The organism is Lysobacter sp. H21R4, from assembly GCF_015277535.1.
In the GTDB taxonomy this organism is placed as follows: domain Bacteria; phylum Pseudomonadota; class Gammaproteobacteria; order Xanthomonadales; family Xanthomonadaceae; genus Novilysobacter; species Novilysobacter ciconiae.
On sequence record NZ_CP063772.1, the window covers coordinates 484,605 to 503,900 of the forward strand.

General features: G+C 70.0%; 18 protein-coding genes. 14 read left to right on the plus strand and 4 right to left on the minus strand.

The window, feature by feature from the left end; all coding sequences use genetic code 11:
* Positions 1–72: 72 nt before the first annotated feature.
* From rimI to pssA, 3 genes are read right to left on the minus strand one after another with little or no spacing between them, the layout of a single operon-like run.
* Positions 73–549, minus strand: coding sequence for a ribosomal protein S18-alanine N-acetyltransferase (gene rimI, locus INQ40_RS02145; protein ID WP_194341434.1), 477 nt, complete (start codon positions 547–549; stop codon positions 73–75).
* Positions 550–554: 5 nt separating this feature from the next.
* Positions 555–1,028, minus strand: coding sequence for a hypothetical protein (locus INQ40_RS02150; protein ID WP_194341436.1), 474 nt, complete (start codon positions 1,026–1,028; stop codon positions 555–557).
* Positions 1,025–1,810: a CDP-diacylglycerol--serine O-phosphatidyltransferase gene (gene pssA / locus INQ40_RS02155; protein WP_194341438.1), complete on the minus strand. Its 786-nt coding sequence runs from the start codon at positions 1,808–1,810 to the stop codon at positions 1,025–1,027. Before pssA ends, INQ40_RS02150 begins: the two co-directional genes overlap by 4 nt.
* A 46-nt stretch (positions 1,811–1,856) precedes the next feature.
* Between pssA and INQ40_RS02160 the strand changes: the two genes are divergently transcribed.
* The 4 genes from INQ40_RS02160 (at position 1,857) to INQ40_RS02175 (ending at position 8,018) form a co-directional block, all read left to right on the plus strand.
* Positions 1,857–2,324, plus strand: a complete 468-nt coding sequence (locus tag INQ40_RS02160) for a DUF4124 domain-containing protein (RefSeq protein ID WP_228482090.1) — start codon at positions 1,857–1,859, stop codon at positions 2,322–2,324.
* A 96-nt stretch (positions 2,325–2,420) separates the two neighbouring features.
* Positions 2,421–6,413, plus strand: coding sequence for a phosphoribosylformylglycinamidine synthase (gene purL / locus INQ40_RS02165; protein WP_194341440.1), 3,993 nt, complete (start codon positions 2,421–2,423; stop codon positions 6,411–6,413).
* Between the two features lie 228 nt (positions 6,414–6,641).
* A complete protein-coding gene (locus INQ40_RS02170) occupies positions 6,642–7,232 on the plus strand; it encodes a hypothetical protein (protein ID WP_194341442.1) in 591 nt (196 codons plus the stop codon).
* Positions 7,233–7,430: 198 nt separating this feature from the next.
* Positions 7,431–8,018, plus strand: coding sequence for an ECF-type sigma factor (locus INQ40_RS02175; RefSeq protein ID WP_194341444.1), 588 nt, complete (start codon positions 7,431–7,433; stop codon positions 8,016–8,018).
* A 45-nt stretch (positions 8,019–8,063) separates the two neighbouring features.
* On the opposite strand, the gene INQ40_RS02180 is transcribed toward INQ40_RS02175, so the two are convergent.
* Complete coding sequence (locus tag INQ40_RS02180) at positions 8,064–10,463, minus strand: serine/threonine-protein kinase (protein WP_194341446.1); 2,400 nt, start codon at positions 10,461–10,463, stop codon at positions 8,064–8,066.
* 184 nt (positions 10,464–10,647) lie between these two features.
* Here INQ40_RS02180 and gspE point away from each other — a divergent pair, with 184 nt between their 5' ends.
* From gspE to INQ40_RS02230, 10 genes are all read left to right on the plus strand, one after another.
* Positions 10,648–12,360 (plus strand): type II secretion system ATPase GspE, encoded by a 1,713-nt coding sequence (gene gspE / locus INQ40_RS02185; RefSeq protein WP_194342371.1) that lies wholly within the window; start codon positions 10,648–10,650, stop codon positions 12,358–12,360.
* Between the two features lie 4 nt (positions 12,361–12,364).
* The gene (locus tag INQ40_RS02190; RefSeq protein WP_194341448.1) at positions 12,365–13,582 is read left to right on the plus strand and encodes a type II secretion system F family protein; all 1,218 of its coding nucleotides are present in this window, start codon (positions 12,365–12,367) and stop codon (positions 13,580–13,582) included.
* 62 nt (positions 13,583–13,644) lie between these two features.
* Complete coding sequence (locus INQ40_RS02195) at positions 13,645–14,079, plus strand: type II secretion system protein GspG (RefSeq protein WP_194341450.1); 435 nt, start codon at positions 13,645–13,647, stop codon at positions 14,077–14,079.
* 26 nt (positions 14,080–14,105) lie between these two features.
* Entirely contained in the window at positions 14,106–14,591 is a 486-nt protein-coding gene (locus INQ40_RS02200; protein WP_194341452.1) for a GspH/FimT family pseudopilin, read from the plus strand.
* The gene (locus INQ40_RS02205; protein WP_194341454.1) at positions 14,591–15,019 is read left to right on the plus strand and encodes a prepilin-type N-terminal cleavage/methylation domain-containing protein; all 429 of its coding nucleotides are present in this window, start codon (positions 14,591–14,593) and stop codon (positions 15,017–15,019) included. Before INQ40_RS02200 ends, INQ40_RS02205 begins: the two co-directional genes overlap by 1 nt.
* A 74-nt stretch (positions 15,020–15,093) precedes the next feature.
* Positions 15,094–15,753 (plus strand): prepilin-type N-terminal cleavage/methylation domain-containing protein, encoded by a 660-nt coding sequence (locus INQ40_RS02210; RefSeq protein WP_345776533.1) that lies wholly within the window; start codon positions 15,094–15,096, stop codon positions 15,751–15,753.
* 74 nt (positions 15,754–15,827) lie between these two features.
* A complete protein-coding gene (locus tag INQ40_RS02215; protein WP_194342373.1) occupies positions 15,828–16,670 on the plus strand; it encodes a type II secretion system protein GspK in 843 nt (280 codons plus the stop codon).
* Complete coding sequence (locus INQ40_RS02220; protein ID WP_194341456.1) at positions 16,667–17,845, plus strand: PilN domain-containing protein; 1,179 nt, start codon at positions 16,667–16,669, stop codon at positions 17,843–17,845. Before INQ40_RS02215 ends, INQ40_RS02220 begins: the two co-directional genes overlap by 4 nt.
* Complete coding sequence (gspM, locus tag INQ40_RS02225) at positions 17,820–18,464, plus strand: type II secretion system protein GspM (protein ID WP_194341466.1); 645 nt, start codon at positions 17,820–17,822, stop codon at positions 18,462–18,464. The genes INQ40_RS02220 and gspM overlap by 26 nt, the downstream gene beginning before the upstream one ends.
* The gene (locus INQ40_RS02230) at positions 18,454–19,242 is read left to right on the plus strand and encodes a general secretion pathway protein GspN (RefSeq protein ID WP_194341468.1); all 789 of its coding nucleotides are present in this window, start codon (positions 18,454–18,456) and stop codon (positions 19,240–19,242) included. Before gspM ends, INQ40_RS02230 begins: the two co-directional genes overlap by 11 nt.
* Positions 19,243–19,296: the final 54 nt, after the last annotated feature.

Here is a 19,296-nt window from a genome sequence, read left to right on the forward strand (position 1 = left end):
CCCGTTTCGCGGGTTTTTGCTTTTCGGTTTCCGCCTTCGCACGGGCGCGGCTGGCCGTGCAGAAGACGCCGGTCAGGCGTCGTTGAACAGTTCCAGCGCCATCACCAGGGCGTCCTCGCGGCCCTTGCGCGCCGGGTAATAGCGCGGCCGGCGCCCAATCTCGTTGAAACCCTCGTCGTGGTACAGCGCGATCGCGTGTGGATTGCTCGGCCGCACTTCCAGGAAGATGCGTTGCACGCGACGCGCCCGCGCGATCTGCAGCAGCACGTGCAGCAGTGCGCGGCCGTGGCCTTGGCCCTGCAGCTCGGGGGCGATGCAGATGTTGAGGATGTGCGCCTCACCGGCGGCGATGCTGAGCAGGAAGTAGCCGACGATGGCGCCGTCGCGTTCGACCACCCGGGCCGGGTAGTCCGAGGCCAGGCAGTCACGGAAGATGCCTTGGGTCCACGGAAATTCGTAGGCGCGCACTTCCAGCGCGTGTACCGCGGCCAGGTCCTCCGGGCGCATCGGCCGGTGGGGCAGCGGCTGGAAGGACGGTTCGGCGGCCATGGCGCTCACCCGTCCCGGTTTTGGCGCGCCTTGCGCATCTGCTGCCACAGGCTGCGCTTGGCCGCAGGATCGCTGCGCAGGCGGACCAGGTCGATCCGCCAGGCCTGCGCCGCGACCTCGAACACCGGTGCCTCCATCCCGCTGACCCGCAGGATTGCCAGCAGGAGCGGATCCTCGCTGGGCAACAGCGGCCGGCGTATCGCCCGTCGCGCACCGCGCGCCGCGTCCAGGGCAGCCCTTTTCGCCGCGGCATCGGTGCGCGCCGCTCGAGCCACCGGTTCGCGTGCGGGCGCGTCGGGCGCGCTGGGCGGCTCGATGACCGGAGACGGTCGCGCCGCTTGCTGCGGGTGACCCGTGTCGGCGCTCCGGGGATGTGCAGGTGCGGCCGGCGCCTGCAGGGTCGGATTCCCGGCGAGCAACAGGACCGGGAGGCCGAGGGCCTGCAACCACTCGTGTTGCTGGACCGTCCACAGGCTCATGGCGTCGTCGCTTCCACCGGCGTTCGGCGCACGCGCCGGTAGATGGCATGCACGGGACCGGACATCGCGTAGAGGGCAATGATGGCGAGCAGCACCCGCGGCGGATCAATGGCGATGGCCGCTACCACCGCGACCACCACCAGCACGGACAGAAACGGCAGGCGGTCGTGCTTGGGCCCGCCGCCCTTGAAGCTGAAGTAGCGGATCGGACTGACCATGAGCAGCGCCGCGACTACGGTGGCGAACACGGCCAGATAGCGCAGTTCGACCCCCGAGTAGCCCATCGTGAAACAGGTCCAGACGAAGCTTGCGAGCAGGCCGGCGGCAGCCGGGCTGGCCAGGCCGATGAACCAGCGCTTGTCCACCTGGCCGACCTGCGAGTTGAACCGCGCCAGCCGCAGCGCGGCGCAGGCGGCATACAGGAACGCCGCCACCCAGCCGATCTTGCGCGCGGTGATGCCGTCCAGCGACATCGAGGCCAGCGACCAGTGGTACATCACCAGCGCCGGCGCCAGCCCGAAGCTGATCAGGTCCGCCAGCGAATCGTATTGCACGCCGAATTCGCTCTGGGTATTGGTCAGCCGGGCGACCCGGCCGTCCAGCCCATCGAGGATGGCGGCGACGAAAATCGCGATGCAGGCATTGTCGAAATGGCCCTGGGTCGCGGAAATGATCGCGTAGAAGCCGGCAAACAGGCCGCCCGTGGTGAACAGGTTGGGCAACAGGTAGATGCCGCGCGGTCGCTGGCGTACCGGCGGGGTAAGGGGTTGTGTAGGTTCCATTTCAGCAGTCTAGCGCTTGCTTGCGTTGCGGCGGAATGCTGCAATCATGGCGATGTCATCCCCCGACACTGCAATGGAAGCGCTCATGACCGGTCTGCCTGCTCTGCCTGTACGTCGCCTCGCGGCCCGCCTGGCCCTTGCCACCTCGATGGTGGCCGGCCTGATGGTGGCCTTGCCGCTCTCGGCCGGTGAGCTGTTCCAGTGGAAGGATGCCAGCGGAGTCACCCACTATTCCGACGCCCCGCCGCCCAGCGGCAAATACCAGAACCGTCGCATCACCACCGCGGGCGCCGGCACCGCCAGTGAGACGACCGCGCAGGCGCCGGTCGAGAACAGCCAGTGCACCACCGCGCGTGCCAACCTGGCGCTGCTCGAGGGCGAGGGCCCTATCCAGATGCAGGGCAGTGACGGCAATGGCGAGGGCACCGCGATGAACGCCGAGCAGCGCGAAGCGCAGAAGCAGCTCGCCCAGGCGGCCATCAACGCCTACTGCAGCGGCGCGGCCAACCAGTAGCGCCTGCTACGGGCGCCGCGCCGGCACCTCAGGGCCGCGCGCGCCTGCACGGGCTGACTTACAATGGTCGGCCCGTCGACCTGTGGTTTTCCGCACATGATCGTGCTCGAGGGCGCCTCCGCCCTGTCTGCGTTCCGACGCGAACGTCTCCAAGCCCGGCTGCAGAGCCACCACCCCGACGTGCGCCTGCTGGGCGCCTGGCCGGTGTACTGGGTCAAGCCCGACCGGGGCGCACGGGTGGATGGCCCGGTGCTGGGCCGGATACTGCAGGCCGGGCCGGAGTTTGCATCCCGCCAGGACGGCGCGGTCTCGCGTTTCGTCACGCCGCGGCTGGGCACCCTGTCGCCTTGGGCGAGCAAGGCCACCGAGCTGGTCCGCGACGCCGGGCTGCCCGTTTACCGCGTCGAGCACGGCACCCGTTTCGACCTGGCCGGATGGCCGGAGGATCCTGATCTCTGTGAGCGGCTCGCCGCCGAGCTGCACGACCCCATGACCCAGTCGCTGCTGTCCTCGCGTGAGGCGGCGCTGGCGCTGTTCGAGGTTCCGCAGCAGGTCGCGCTGGAACGGATCGACCTGGATGGGCTGGAGGCGGCCAACAGCCGTCTCGGCCTGGCCCTGGCCGATGACGAGATCGCCTACCTGCGCGAGCGCTATGCGGAGCTTGGGCGCGCGCCATCCGACGTCGAGCTGATGATGTTCGCCCAGGCGAACTCGGAGCATTGCCGGCACAAGATCTTCAACGCCAGCTGGACGATCGACGGCATCGACCAGCCGACGTCGCTGTTCGGGATGATCAAGCACACCCACGCGACCACGCCGCAGCACACCCTGTCGGCATACAGCGACAACGCGGCCGTGGTGGCGGGCTACCCCAGCCAGCGCTTCCGGCCCGATCCGATCAGCGCTGCCTATCGCCTCGAGCCGGTGGTGGATTCCGCGTTCTGCATCAAGGTCGAGACCCACAACCACCCCACGGCGATCTCGCCCTTTGCCGGCGCCGCGACCGGCGCAGGGGGCGAGATCCGCGACGAGGGCGCCACCGGCCGTGGCGGCAAGCCCAAGGCCGGCCTGTGCGGCTTCACCGTCTCGCACCTGCGCATCCCGACCCTGCCGCAGCCCTGGGAGGGCGAGCGCGTGCTCAACCCGCGCATGGCCAGCGCACTGGAGATCATGCTCGACGGCCCGCTGGGCGCGGCGGCGTTCAACAACGAATTCGGCCGCGCGAACCTGACCGGCTACTTCCGCAGCTTCGAGCTGTCCGATGCCGCTAGCGACGCGACGACGCTGACGCGCGCCTACGACAAGCCCATCATGCTCGCCGGCGGCCTGGGCGTGATGGACCGCATCCAGGTCGAGAAGCTCGGCCTCAAGCCCGGGCACGCAGTGGTTGTCTTGGGCGGTCCGTCGATGCTGATCGGCCTGGGCGGCGGTGCCGCCAGTTCGGTGGCCTCCGGCGACAGCGACGAGGCAGTGGACTTTGCCAGCGTCCAGCGCGACAACCCGGAGATGGAGCGGCGCTGCCAGGAAGTCATTGACAGCTGCGTGGCGCTCGGCGCGGACAACCCGATCGACACGGCCCACGATGTCGGCGCAGGTGGCCTGTCGAACGCGATCCCCGAGCTGCTGCACGACTCCCGCCTGGGCGGAGTCATCGACCTGGCCAAGGTGCCCAGCGACGACCCGTCCCTGTCGCCGATGCAGCTGTGGTGCAACGAATCCCAGGAGCGCTACGTGCTCGGCATCGCCGCCGAACGCGTAGCCGAGTTTGCGGCGATCTGCGAGCGCGAGCGCTGCCCGTTCGCCGTGGTCGGCCATGCGACCGCCAACGAGCGGCTGGTGGTGGGCTACGGGGTGACGGTCGACACCATCTACGGCGCGGACGGCGCCACGGCCGCTGCGGATGCCCGGGTTGCGGCGGACGCTGCCGGCCACCCGATCGATTTGCCGATGGACGTGCTTTTCGGCAAGGCGCCCAAGATGCACCGCGACACCCGCCGCCCCGCCGCACCGGCCTGGCCGTCGCTCGCCTGGGACGGCCTGGACCTGCGCGACGCCGCCCTGCGCGTGCTCGCCCACCCGGCGGTGGCGGCCAAGCAGTTCCTGATCACCATTGGCGACCGCAGCGTCGGCGGCCTGACCGCGCGCGACCAGATGGTCGGCCCGTGGCAGGTGCCGGTGGCCGATTGCGCGATCACGTTTGCCGGTTTCAGCGGCTTTGCCGGTGAGGCCATGGCGATCGGCGAGCGCACCCCGCTGGCGCTGCTGGACGCTGCCGCGTCCGCACGCATGGCCGTTGGGGAGGCGATCACCAACCTGTGCGCGGCGCCGGTGGAATCGCTGGACCGGATCAAGCTGTCCGCCAACTGGATGGCCGCCGCCGGTCACGACGGCGAAGACGCCCTGCTGTTCGATGCGGTCAAGGCGGTGGGCATGGAGCTGTGCCCGCAGATCGAGTTGAGCATTCCGGTCGGCAAGGACTCGCTGTCGATGCAGGCGCAATGGGACGTGGACGGTACGTCGCACAAGTCCGTATCGCCGGTATCGCTGGTGGTCAGCGCGTTTGCGCCGGTCACCGACGTGCGCCGCCAACTGACCCCGCTGCTGAGCTCGGGCCAGGATTCCGAGCTGTGGCTCATCGGGCTGGGCGCAGGCAAGCAGCGCATGGGCGGATCGGTGCTGGCGCAGGTCCATCCCCACGCTACCCGCGGCGATGTAGGCGGGCTGCCGGCGTTTGCCGGGCAGTCCTCCGAGGACGGCCGCCGGACCTCGGGCGTGCCGGACCTGGACGATCCGGAGCGTCTGCGCGCCTTCTTCGAACTGATCCGCGACGCTCGCGCCGCCGGCCTGCTGCAGGCCTACCACGACCGTTCCGACGGCGGTGCGTTCGCCACCCTTTGCGAGATGGCGTTCTGCTCACATACCGGGCTGGACATCAACCTGGACGGCTGGGGCGAGGACGCGTTCCGGACCCTGTTCAACGAGGAACTGGGCGCGGTCGTGCAGGTCAACGCGGACGACCGCGTCGAGTTCGCCGACCTGCTGGCCCGCCACGGACTGGTCGATTGCGCCCAGCGCATCGCGCGGCCAAGCACCGCGGCGGCCATCCGCGTGCACGGCGGCGGCGAGTTGCTGGCGCAGTGGGCGTGGGACGAACTGTTCGATGCCTGGTGGTCGCCCACCCACGCGATGCAGAAGCTGCGCGACAACCCCGAGTGCGCCGACCAGGAACGCGCGGCAATGCGCGAGTTCAATGCGCCCGGCCTGTCACCGAAGCTGTCCTTCGATCCGGCCGAGGACGTGGCCAGCGCCTTCGTGCACGTTCAGCGCAGGCCGCGGGTGGCAATCCTGCGCGAGCAGGGCGTCAACGGCCAGATTGAGATGGCCGCGGCGTTCGACCGCGCCGGTTTCGAGGCCGTCGACGTGCACATGAGCGACCTGATCAGCGGCCGGCTCGCGCTGGACGGATTCAAGGGCCTCGCCGCCGGCGGCGGTTTCAGCTACGGCGACGTGCTCGGCGCGGGCCGCGGATGGGCCACCTCGATTCTGGAGCACCCGGCCTTGCACGACGGTTTCTCCGCGTTCTTCCAGCGCGAGGACACGTTCACCCTGGGAATCTGCAACGGCTGCCAGATGCTCAGCCAGCTGGGCTCGATCATCCCGGGAGCGGGCCATTGGCCGCGGTTCCTGCGCAACCGCAGCGAGCAGTTCGAGGCGCGCCTCAGCCTGCTGGAGATCGCCGAATCGCCGTCGATCTTCATGGCCGGCATGGCCGGCTCGCGCATTCCGGTGGTGGTCTCGCACGGCGAGGGCCGCGCGGCGTTCGCGAACCCGGCCGACCAGGCGGCGGCACACCCGGTGGCGCGCTATGTCGCCGCGGGCGGGCAGCCGGCGGTGGATTATCCGGCCAACCCGAACGGCTCGGCCGATGCGATCGCCGCAGTGACCAGCGCCGACGGCCGGGCGACGATCCTGATGCCGCATCCGGAGCGCACGCTGCGTACCGCCAACCTGAGTTGGGCCCCCTCGGAGTGGGGCGAGGACTCGCCGTGGCTGCGGATGTTCCGCAACGCGCGCGCGTTCACCGGCTGAGGTCCCGCCCCGGGGCGGCGCACACTGCGCGTCGCCCCGCCGACTTGAACGCGTGTCCGGACCGGCTGCGCGCCGACGTACATCCGGGCAGGAAGTGACCACTCAAGGGCCGTGGTTGCAGGCATTTCGATGGGGGTCGCGATGCACGGGGTGGACGACAGGCATTGGCGGGTTGACGGTCGGGTCCCATCGGTGTCGCGCTCATTGCGCCTCGCTGGGGCGACGGTTGTGGCGCTCGCACTGCTGGCGGGCTGTACTGCCGGGCCCGCCACGCCGCCGGCGCTGGCCGGACCGCCCGACACCGCGGGCGACCCCCGCAACGCGCCCTGCGCGGTAGTGACCCGCCAGATGGTGGCATCCGCCTTCTCCATCGATGCAGCACTGATCGAGCAGTCCTCGATGTCGTCGCTGTGCGCCTACCGCTGGGAGGACGAGCGCGACCTGCTGGAGGTGACCGTGCATGTCCGCGCGGTCGGCGCAAGCGGCGCGCAGGCACGCGAGCTGTTCCAGGACGCCACCGCCGGCGCGTCGCCACGGCTTCCGCCCGCGAACCCCTCGGGCCCGTTTGAGGAGGTCGCCGGGATTGGTGCAAAAGCACGGCTTGATACCGGAACCAGTGACCTGCACGTCCTCGGCGACGGTCTCTACTTCACCCTCAACGCGTACTCCGGAGCAGGCCGGCGGACCGCCGCGGACGGCGCGGGGACGGCGGGCGCAGTGGATACACGCACCCGCTGGTGGCAGGACACGCTGCCGCAGCGGCGCCAGCACACGCAGGCGTTGGGCCGCGTGTGGAGCGGATCGCGCCAGGAACCTTGAGGCCGGCCGGTCCGCGCTGCAGCCCACTCACCCGCACTCGGCCGCCGGACCTGCGCTGATGGCCATGGCGCCTGCGGTGTATCCTCCCGGCCAAGGGAGGCGACGCCGGCATCGGTCGCGCATCAGGAGAGGGACTCCGCGATGGGGAAGGGAATGAAAGCCGTTCGGGTCGAACCGGACGGGGGTTTGGAGCCGGACATGGCCGGGGCGGGCGCTGCCGATCTTGCACCGCTGCTGTACCCCGACCTGCGCCGCGCCGCGCGGGGCATCCGTGCGCGCTCGTCCGGCAGCGCGCTACAGACCACGGCGCTGATCCACGAGGCCTACCTGAAGATGGCCAACGTGGGGCCGTGGAAATCGCATCGGCACTTCCTCGCGTCCGCCGCGGTCGCGATGCGCCATGTGATGGTCGATGAGGCGCGCTCGCGGTTGCGCCTGCGCCGCGGCGAGGGTCGCGTGCCGATCTCGCTGGACGATCCGGACAACCACACCCAGGCCCAGGCGGCGCTGATGGTCACCGAGTGCGAAACCCGTGTGGTGGTGGGCGAGGCGGTCGAGCAGCTGGCCGCCATCGAACCGCGGATGGCGCGGGTGGTCGAGTGCCGGTATTTCGCCGGCTACACGGAAGTGGAAACCGCCGACATCCTCGGCGTGACCGAGCGCACCGTGCGGCGGGACTGGATCAAGGCGCGTGCGTGGCTGCAAAAGGCGCTGGGTGAGTACCGCGGACACGCTTCCCTCGACGGGGACGAAGTCGGCGAGGACGAGGAGCGCGAAGGCGGCTGAGCTGCCCCGCAACCTGCGCTGGGCGATGCGACCGAACGCATGCGCTTACTCGCGCCATTGCTCCTGCAGGGTCTCAAGCTGCGCCAGATAGGCGGCGCCGGCCGGCCCCATCGCCTGCAGCCGTTGCCTGGCCAGACCCAGCGCGGCGCTGGCGGCGTCGGCATTGCCTTCGGCACGCTCCACCCGGGCCCGTGAGATCTCGAGCATGGCCGCGAACGGATGCTCGCTGCCGAAAGTCGCCATGATCGCCGGGGCCAGGCTGTCGAGCTTTTCGCGCGCCGGTGCGACTTCGCCGATCCCGGCCAGCGCGTCCACCAGGCCGAGGCCGGCGGCGAGCGCTATGGTTCCGGTCTCGCCACCGGCGTGCTCGTGCCCCATCGCAATCGCCTCGCGCAGCAACGGGACGGCCTCCTCGTGGCGGTCCAGCTGGCTGAGGGTCTTGCCCAGGTTGTTCATCAGTGCCGCCAGCGCACCGGAGGGGCCGTACAGCTTGCGCCGCAGCTCCAGTGTCCGAGAGTAGATTTCCGCCGCCTCTTCGCGTCGGCCGGACTGGACCGCGGCGCTGGCCCAGTTGTTCAGCGTATTGAGCGCATCGGAGCTGTTTTCCTGGCCGAGCGTCTGCCAGATGGCGTGTGCGCGCTTCAACTGGACGATCGCGTCGTCCAACTGGCCGATCTGGTAGTAGGCCAGGCCGAGGTTGTTGATCAGCACCGCGGTGTCGCGGTGTTGCAGGCCGGACAGTTCGACGCGCTGCGGCAGCGCTTCCTCCAGCGTGCGCAGGGCAAGCCCCGGATCACCCAGCGCGCGCTGGATCTGCGACTGCAACAGGCGGCTGTCCAGCAGCTCTGCGCGGTACGTGGCCGGCTCCGCGTTCCAGAACTTCTGCGCCTGGTCGAGCAGGTCGCGCGCCTGGTCGGTCTGGCTCTCGCGGAAGCTGACCTGGGCCAGGTCGTGCATCGCCATTGCGCGGACGTGCTCGGCGACGCCGGCGTCGTCGCGCAACAGGCGCACCAGCAGGGGCCGTGCGCCGGTGTAGTCGTTGATCTGGAAATACAGCTCGGCCAGCGCCAGGGCCACGTCGGCGTAACTTTCCGGGTCACCGGCGAACTCGTCATGGACCCGCTTGGCGGCGCCGTCCAACACCGATTTGGCGGTGACTTCGTCGTGCTCCTGGGTACCGCTGGCGGTGCGGAACATCAGCGTCAGGTATTGGCGCACGGCATCGTTGCGTACCGCCTGCCGGCGCGCGTGGTCGCGTTCGATGGTGGCCTGCCGGCCCTGCCATGCCACACCCACCAGGCCCAGCGCGAGGCTGGCAAACACCGCGGCAGCCAGGGCGTAGGCGACGCGGTGGCGGCGGATTCGGCAGCCCAGCCGATAGCCAAGCGTCTGCCTGCGTGCGGCGACCGGATGTCGACCCAGATGCGCGCGCAGATCCGACGCCAGCTCGGCCACCGTGCGATAGCGTTGCGCCGGGTCGGTCTGCAGCGCCTTGAGCACGATGGCGTCCAGGTCGCCGCGCAAGGCCTTGCGCATCCGCCCCTCGACGCGCGTGCTGGGCGGTTGCGGGGCCGGCTGTGACAGACGCTCGAGGGCACGGATCTGGGCCGCGCCGGTCAGCTGCCAGGGCCGGTGCTGCGTCAGCAATTCGTACAGGATCACGCCAAGCGAATAGACGTCCGTCGCAGTGGAGACCGGCGCGCCCGTCAGCTGCTCGGGCGCGCAGTAGTCCGGCGACGCGTGCCCGCTGGCGGCGGGTTCGCTGTCGCGCTCGGCTGCCGGCGCCAGGTGTTTGGCAATGCCGAAATCCAGCAGCTTCAGCCGTCCCTCCGGGGTGACCAGCATGTTGCCCGGCTTCAGGTCCCGGTGGATCACCAGATGCTGGTGGGCGTGGCTGACCGCGTCGCACGCCTGCAGGACCAGCGCCAGCTTCCGCTCCAGGCCGAGGTCGGGGGCGCGGGTCAACGGCACGCCTTCCACGTATTCCATCACCGCGTACGGAACACCGTTGACCTCGCCGCCGTCCAGCAGGTGCGCAATGCCGGGATGCTCCAGGCGGGCGAGGATCTGCCGCTCGGCGACGAAGCCGGCGCGGTCCTGCGCCGAATCCATCCGCATCAACAACTTGAGCGCGGCGCGCTGTTCAAAATCGCCGCCGAAGCGGTGCGCCATGTAGACCTCGCCCATGCCGCCACGGCCGATCAGGTGCTCGATTTCCCAGTGACCGATCCGGGTGCCGGGTGCCAGCAGCGGGGGCGGCGGCGAGCGCAGCGCGTCGGTATCGACGGTGTGCGTGTCGGCGTCGCGAAGCAGCGCCTGGACCTCCGCGCGGATCGCCGGGTCGGCCTCCAGCGTCTCCAGCTCGGCGCTCCGCACCTCCGGGGCGCGCTCGGCGAGCAGGTCGAACAGCTCCCACACCCGTTGCAACCGCTTCGCATCCTGCATCGAACCGCTCCCCGTTTCGCTGGTGGGGGCAATGCACGGCCGTGCCGCGTCCTGCGACCCGCGTCCCGCTTCTCCCCCGAGTCTCGCGATGATAGCCAAAGCCGGTGTCGGGCAGCGATCCGCCGCCACGCGCAGCTGATAAAGTCGAGGGTGGCAGGCAAAAGGACGCCACGTGGAAGCTGGAATCATTGCCCGGGTTGACGACACGGACGGCGGGGTCGATGCCTCGCTGGTCGATGCGCTGCGCGCCAAGGGGCGGCTGAAGGACGTCGACCTGGCCCGCGCGCGGCGGCTGCACGAGGAGACCGGCGGCAGCCTGCTGGCGCTGCTGGCCCGGCTGGGCCTGGTCTCCGAGCGCGCCCACGCCGAGACCGTGGCCGAGGTACTGCAGTTGCCGCTGGTCAGCGCCAAGGACCTGCCCGAGTTGCCGCCCGAGGGCGTCGCGCTGACCACCAAGTTCATGAAGCAGTTCGCGATCTGCCCGGTGGCGGAAACCGCGGACGCGGTCGAGGTGCTTGCGGCGGACCCGCAGGATCCCTACACCCTGGACGCGGTGCGCCTGGCGACCGGCCGCGAGGTGCGCGCCAGCGTCGCCCTGCGCTCGGAGATCGATGAGCTGATCGAGCGCTGGCATGGCCAGGGCCGCAGCGCGATGGGCACCATCATCGAGACCGCCGAGGGCGAGAGCGGCGGTGACCTGGACGACGTGGAGCACCTGCGCGACCTCGCCTCCGAGGCGCCGGTGATCCGGCTGGTCAACCTGGTGATCCAGCGCGCGGTCGAGTTGCGGGCCTCCGACATCCACATCGAGCCGTTCGAGAACCGGCTCAAGGTGCGCTACCGCGTCGATGGGGTGTTGATCGATGGCGAGAGCCCGCCGGTCAACCTGACCGCGGCGGTGATCAGCCGGATCAAGATCATGGCCAAGCTCAACATCGCCGAGCGGCGTCTGCCGCAGGACGGGCGGATCATGCTTCGGGTGCAGGGTCGCGAGCTGGACCTGCGCGTGAGCACGGTGCCGACCGCGCACGGCGAATCGGTGGTGATGCGCCTGCTGGACCGCGAATCGGTGGTGCTGGATTTCCACCGGCTGGGTTTCACCGATGAATTCCTGCCGCAGTTCGAGCACGTGTTGCAGCAGCCGCACGGGATCCTGCTGGTGACCGGGCCGACCGGCTCGGGCAAGACCACCACGCTGTACACCGCGCTGAGCAAACTCAACACGCCGGGGGTGAAGATCATCACCGTCGAGGACCCGGTCGAGTACCAGATCGAAGGCATCAACCAGATCCAGGCCAAGCCGCAGATCGGGCTGGATTTCTCGCACGCGCTGCGCTCGATCGTGCGCCAGGATCCGGACATCATCATGATCGGCGAGATGCGCGACCTGGAGACGGCGCGCATCGCGATCCAGTCCGCCCTCACCGGACATCTGGTGCTGAGCACGCTGCACACCAACAACGCCGCCGGCGGCATCACCCGCCTGCTGGACATGGGGGTGGAGGACTACCTGCTGACCTCCACCATCAACGGCATCCTCGCCCAGCGACTGGTGCGGCGGCTGGAGCCGACCCACGCCGAGCGCGTGCCGGCCACGGCCGAGGAGATCGAGCGCTTCGAGCTGCGCCGCTACCAGCCCGAGGGCGAGATCCTGCTGTACCGCCCCAGGCCGTCCGCGCTGGCGCCGACCGGCTACCAGGGACGCACCACGATCATGGAGTTCATGGTCATCAACGATGCCCTGCGCAGCGCGGTGATGCGCCACGCCGGCATGGGCGAGATCGAGCGCATCGCCCGCGACGGCGGCATGCGCACGATGTACGAGGACGGCATGCTCAAGGCCTTGGCGGGGCTGACCACGATCGAGGAAGTCCTGCGGGTCACCGAGGACGCCTGAGCCGATGGCCCTCTACACCTACAAGGCGATCAACGCCCGCGGCGAGATGCTCGACGGCCAGATGGAGGCCGCCAGCGATGCGGAGGTCGCCGCGCGCCTGCAGGAGCAGGGCCATCTGCCGGTGGAGGCGCGCCTGGCCAGCGAAGGCAGCGGCGTGCCGGTGTGGCGCGCGCTGTTCAAGCCGCGTCCGTTTGCCGGCGAGCGCCTGGTCCAGTTCACCCAGCAACTGGCGACCCTGCTGGGCGCCGGCCAGCCGCTGGACCGCGCGCTGACGATCCTGCTGGAGCTGCCCGAGGACGAGGCCGCGCGGCGGGTGGTCAGCGACGTGCGCGACGCGGTGCGCGGGGGCGCGTCGCTGTCGAGCGCACTGGAACGCCAGCACGGCACGTTTTCGCGGCTGTACATCAATATGGTGCGCGCCGGCGAGGCGGGCGGCAGCATGCACGAGACGCTGTCGCGCCTGGCCGACTACCTGGAGCGCTCGCGGGCGATGCAGTCGCGGGTCATCAACGCGCTGATCTATCCGGCGATCCTGCTGGTGATGGTCGGACTCAGCCTGCTGTTCCTGCTGGGCTATGTCGTGCCCCAGTTCGCCCAGATGTACGAGAGCCTGGACGCGCCGTTGCCGGGGTTCACCAAGATCGTGCTGGGGGTCGGCCTGTTCGTGCGCGACTGGTGGATCCTGCTGGTGGTGATTCCGGCCGTGGCGTTGCTGGTGTTTGATCGCAAGCGCCGGGATCCGGCATTCCGCGCGAAGCTGGACGGCTGGCTGCTGCGCCGGCGTTTCTTCGGCGACCTGGTCGCCAAGGTCGAGACCGCGCGGCTGGCGCGCACGCTGGGCACGCTGGTGCGCAACGGGGTGCCCTTGATGGCCGCGCTGGGGATCGGCCAGAAGGTGTTGGGCAATCGCGTGCTGGCCGCGGATGTCGCGACTGCCAGCGACGAGGTCAAGAACGGCGTTGCCCTGTCCACTGCGCTCGCGCGTGGCAAGCGCTTCCCGCGCCTGGCGCTGCAGATGATCCAGGTCGGCGAGGAGTCCGGCGCGCTGGATACCATGCTGGTCAAGACCGCCGAGACCTTCGAGCACCAGACATCGATCGCCCTGGACCGCATGCTCGCGGCGCTGGTGCCGATTGTTACCGTCGTCCTGGCCGGACTGGTCGGCGTGGTGGTGATGGCGGTGCTGACGCCGCTGTACGACCTCACCAGTTCGATCGGATGACCCGCGCGCCTCCGATGGCCGGCTCACCGGCAAGCACTCTTCCCCCCAAAGGACCTTCCACAATGCGCAACAAACGTTCCCTGACCCGTTCCCCCGCCGCCGCGTCGCAGGCCGGCATGAGCCTGATCGAGATCATCATCGTGATCGTGCTGATCGGCGCGGTGCTCACCTTCGTCGGCTCGCGCGTGCTGGGGGGTGCCGACCGCGCCAAGGCGAACCTGGCCAAATCCCAGGTGATGACGCTGGGCCAGAAGGTCGAGGCATTCCAGATGGACACCGGCCGGCTGCCAACCACGCTGGATGAGCTGGTGACCGCGCCCGGCAATGCCGCCGGCTGGCTGGGGCCGTACGCCAAACCGGCCGAGCTGAACGACCCGTGGGGGCATCGGGTGGAGTACCGCACACCCGGTGAAAGCGGCCCGTTCGATCTGGTCGTGCTGGGCAAGGACGGCAAGGTCGGCGGCACCAGCGTCGACAGCGACATCCACTACGACTGACCTTGCGCGCGCTCCTGCCAGCGGACATGCGCATCGGGGGGAGCGCGGGACCATCGTCGAGCCGTCGCCAGCGGGGCATTTCGCTGCTGGAGATGCTGCTGGTGATCGGCCTGATCGCCGGCACCAGCCTGCTCGCGGCTGCGGCCTTCAGCGGCGGCATGAAGGGCACCCAGCTGCGCGCGGCGGTGAAGGAGGTCGCGGCGCAGTTGCGCTTCACCCGTACCCACGCGATCGCGACCGGTGAGCCGCAGCGCTTCGTGATCGATCCCGCTGCGCGAACCTGGCAGGCGCCCAAGGGCCGCGCCGGCACCATCCCGACCGCGATCGATGTGCGCTTCATCGGTGCCCGCCAGATCCAGCCCGCCGAGGGGCAGGGCGCGGTGATGTTTTTCGCCGACGGCGCCGCCACCGGCGGTCGGGTCCAGCTCAGCCGGGACGGCGCGGTGTGGGACATCGACGTGGCCTGGCTGACCGGGCAGGTCAGCGTCAAGCGCGCCGGGAGTGGCAACTGATGCAGAGGCCCACGACCCAGCATGGATACACCCTGATCGAGGTGATCGTCGCCTTCGCGTTGTTGGCGCTGGGCCTGACCCTGCTGCTGGGGACCCTGTCCGGCGCCACCCGTCAGGTGCGCTGGTCCGCGGATGCGGGACGCGCGGCGCTGCACGCGCAGTCGCTGCTGGACACGGTCGGCATCACCGAACCGCTGCAGCCCGGGCGACGAGATGGCGATTTCGAGGACGGGCGCTACCGCTGGACCCTGTCGATCAAGCCCTGGCAGGACCCGGCATTGGCTAACCTGCCGCAGTCCCCGGCAGACCAGCGCTTGCTCGAGGTGGATATGGCCGTGCAGTGGGGCGCAGCTGGCCCGGGCGAGCAGTTGCAGGTGCGCAGTTTGCGGCTGGCGCCGCCCGATACCTCTGTGGGCAGTGTCCCGTGAGGTGCTCTGTGGAAACAGGAGGCGGGGGGCGCGGGCGATTGGGTATCGCAGGCCGTTGCGACGGCATCATTCGCGTGGGACCGGACAGGGCAGGAGCGCGCGGCTTCACCCTGGTCGAGGTGATGCTGGCGACGGTGCTGCTTGCCGCCGGGCTGGCGCTGGCGTTTGCGACCTTGACCGCGGCCAGCCAGACCGCGACCCGCGGCGAGGCGTTGGCCGAGCGCAGCGAGCGCATGCGCGCGGTGGAGGGCTTCCTGCGCAGGCGCATCAGCGCGGCGCGGCCGGTGGCGTTCCATACCGGCCAGGCGAATGAGCGTCCGCAGCGTTTCCTCGGCGAGCCGGAGCGGATGCGCTTCGTCGCCGACCTGCCCGATTACCTGGGCCGCGGCGGTCCGTATTCGCACGATTTCCAGGTCGAGCGCAGCGATGGCGCGCATCGGATCGTCCTGGCACTGGACATCGTGTCGGCGGGGGAGACCGTGGAGGACCCGCGCGGCCGCGCCCCTGACATCCTGCTGGACGGGCTGGCCTCGGCGCGCTTCCGCTACCGCGGCATCGACCCGGAAAGCGGCGAGCTGGGCGCGTGGACCGACCGCTGGGCCGCAGTCGACCGCTTGCCGGTGCTGGTCGAGGCCAGCCTCACCGATGCCGATGGCGGCAAGTGGCCGACGCTGGTGGTGGCGATTCCGCAGGCCATGGGCGCCGTCTCCGGCTCTGCAGGCCGCAGCTGGTGAAGCCGGTGGCCCACCATCCGCACCCATCCTCGCGACCCGGCAGTAGTGGCGCCGCCTTGCTGCTGGTGCTGTGGATGATCGTCCTGCTCACCGCGCTGGTGGGGGCGTTCGCGATGACCGCCCGGGTCGAGCACATGCAGGGCCAGGTTCTGGCCCGAGGTATCAACGCCCAGGGCGCCGCGCGCGCCGGGCTGGAGTACGCGCTGCATCGTCTGGCCCAGTCCGATCCGCGGGTGCAGTGGCATCCCGATGGGCGCCCGTATGAGTGGGAGTACGCCGGCGCGCAGGTGCAGGTGCGGATCGTGGCCGAAGGTGGCAAGGTCGACCTCAACCACGCCGACGCGACGCTCATGGCCGGCCTGCTGCGGGCGCTGGGCAGCGATCCGGGCGAGGCCACGCGCCTGGCCGGGGCGATCATCGACTGGCGCGACCCGGATTCGCTGAGCCAGCCCGCGGGCGGCGCCGAGGACGCCGACTACGCCGCGGCCGGGCGCGCCTACGGCGCCAAGGACGCCGAGTTTGAAAGCATCGCCGAACTGGAACAGGTGTTGGGCTTCACCCCGGCGCTGTATGCGAAGATCGCCCCGCACGTGACGGTCTACAGCCGCTCGCTGCGCCCCGACCCCGCCTTCGCCGCTGCTCCGGTCCTCGACGCCATGGGCATGGACGGCGAGCGGATCGTCGCCGGACGCGGCGTCGTCGATCCCGCCACCGGACTGCCCATGGCCGGGGGCGGCGCGTCGCCCGGTCTGGGCGGCGGTTCGGCAGCCGGCGGAACGTATAGTATCGACAGCCGCGCGCAGTTGGCCGACGGCCGTCGCTCACTGTTGCGCGCCGTCGTGCTGACCAACCCCCCCGTTGGCCCTGGCCCGGCCTACACCACGTTGTACTGGGAAGAGGGAGCTTCGCCACGATGAGCCAGCCAGGTTCCACCATCGGCGTCCGCCTGGGGCGCGTGGGCACGCACCTGGTGCCGGGCGTGGGTGGCTACCTGTCATGGTGGGGCCGCTCGCTGGCGGCCTGGCTGCCGCCGGCGTTGCGCCAGGCCCTGGGATTCGGCCGCGGTCGCGTCCTGCTCCAGGTCGTCGCGGACGAAATGCAGCTGCGCCGGCAACGCGATGACGCGCTGATCGACATGGCGCGGGTCCCGTTGCCGCCGCTGGTCGCCCGCTCCCATGCCGATGGCGATGCGCTGGGGTCCTTGCTGGGGCCACGCCTGGCCGAGCTGCCGCGCTGGTTGCTGCTGCCGGCGGCCAGCAGCCTGACGCGACGGATCAACCTGCCGGCAAGTGCGCTGGAACGTCTGCGCGACGTGGTCGGTTTCGAGATCGACCGGCAAACCCCGTTCACCGCCGATGCCGTCGCCTTCGATGCGCGCGTGCTGGGACGCCGCGAAAGCGATGGCCAACTGGACGTCGAACTGGTGGTGGTGCCGCGGCATCTGCTGGATCAGCAGCGCACCGCGATGGGGCCGTTGGCATCGGAACTGGCCGGGGTCGACGTGGCCGGGACGGATGGGGCGCCGTTGGGCGTCAACCTGTTGCCGCCAGAACAGCGCCGGCGCCGGCGCGATCCGGCGGCTGTGTGGAATGCCGTGCTTGCCGGCGTCGCGCTGCTGGCCACCGTCGCCCTGCTGTGGCAGCTGCTCGAGAACCGGCGCAGTGCCGCAGCGGCGCTGGAGCAGGTCATTGCCAGCCAAACCGACGCCGGCCGTCGGTCGGCCATGCAGCGCCAGCAATTGACGGCGGTGCTGGAAGGACAGGTGTTCCTCGATCGCTTGCGTGCGGAGCGCGCGCCGACGACCGAAATCCTCGATGAACTCACCAGGCGCCTGCCCGATACCACCTACCTGGAAAAACTCTCGATCAATGGCGACCAGCTGATGCTGATCGGACTGAGCACCAAAGCGGCCGCGCTGATCGGCGAACTGCAGGGGGCCGAGCAGTGGCGGTCGCCCGCGCTCGCCGGCGCGCTGCAGCCGGATCCGCAAAGCGGTCGCGACCGTTTCACGTTGACCGCCAACCTTGCCGCACCTGCAGCGAATCCCGTCCCGCCGAAGACCGCCGATGCGCCTGCACCACGCGACCGCTGAGGTGCCGTCGCGTCGCGACCGCTGGCTGGCTGCCGGTCTGCTGCTGGCCGTGCTGGCGATCGCCTACGGTGTGCTGGTGCATCCGTGGTGGACCGTGCCGATGCGCGAGGCGGACGCACGGATCGAGTCCCTGCAGCAACGCGAGTTGCGCCTGCGGATGCAGCTGCAGCAGGCGCCCCAGGTGGCCGCACGCCTGCAGCAGGTGAGGGAGCAGTACGCCGACACCCCCGGCTTCCTGCCCGAAACGAACGCGGAACTGGCCACCGCCAGCCTGATCCAGCGCCTGGAAACGGTGGTGGCGGAGGCCAGCCCCGGCAATCGCAGCTGTGCAATCACCAACCGCTCGCCGCTCGATTCCGACAACCGCCAGTCGTATCGGCGCGTTGTCGCCCAGGTCCGCCTGCGTTGTGGCACGCCCGAGCTGAGCCGCGTGCTGTACCTGCTGGAAAGTGGCAGTCCGCGGCTGTTTGTGGACAACCTGAACATCCTGACGGAGACCCTGTACCTGAGCCGGAACCAGTCGGTGGATATGGGCGGCCTGGATGTGTCCTTCGATCTGGCGGGTTATCTGCTGCCCCTGGATGCGCCGACGACGGCCGGGGTGAGCGATGCGCCTTGATGCCTTGGGGCCGCGCACCCGGTTGCTCGCCGGTGTCGCTGGCTGGGCGCTGCTGGCCTGGGTGCTGGCCGTTGCCGGCATGGGCGGGCGGGTGGCGCTGCTGGCCGACGACCCGACCCTGCTGAACCCCCTGCCGCAAATAGTGCCCACGCAGCCGGCGCTTGGTCCGTTCGACCAGTACCAGGGCATTGCCGATCGTCCGTTGTTTGCCAAGGACCGTCGTCCGCATCCGTTTTTCATGGAAGGCGGCGGGGACGAGCGTCCATCCGAGGAGTTCGACTACGTCCTCACCAGCGTCCTGATTGCGCCGGGCACCACGATGGCCATCGTGCGCAAGCGCGAGAACGGCGAGCCGATCCGGGTGAAGCTGGACGCACCACTGGCGGACTCGGGCTGGCGCCTGGTCGAGGTGAGCCCGCGCGGCGCGGTTTTCGAAGGTCCGCAGGGCCGCCGCAGCCTTGAGCTGGCACTGTTCGACGGCAATGGCCCGGTCGCGACCAGCGCTGCGCTGCCGTCCGGTGGCGCTGCACCGGCGCCGGACAATCGCGCCGACCGCGGCCCGCAGCCAGGCCGTGCGCCCTCTGCACAATCCGCTGCGCCGCCACCGGCGATGCCGCAACCCGAGACTGCCTCCCCCAACCGGGAGCCGCAGCCCACGGAATCCGAAAGCGAACCGGCCGATCCGTCCCAAACAAGCGAGCCGGCGCAGGCGCAGATGGATTCGATCCGGAAACGGATTGAAGCCCGCCGCGCCGCCCTGCGCAAAGACGAAATGTAGCCACTGACGTTCCAATAGAGTGCACGCAATGAAGCAACACGCCATCGATATCCC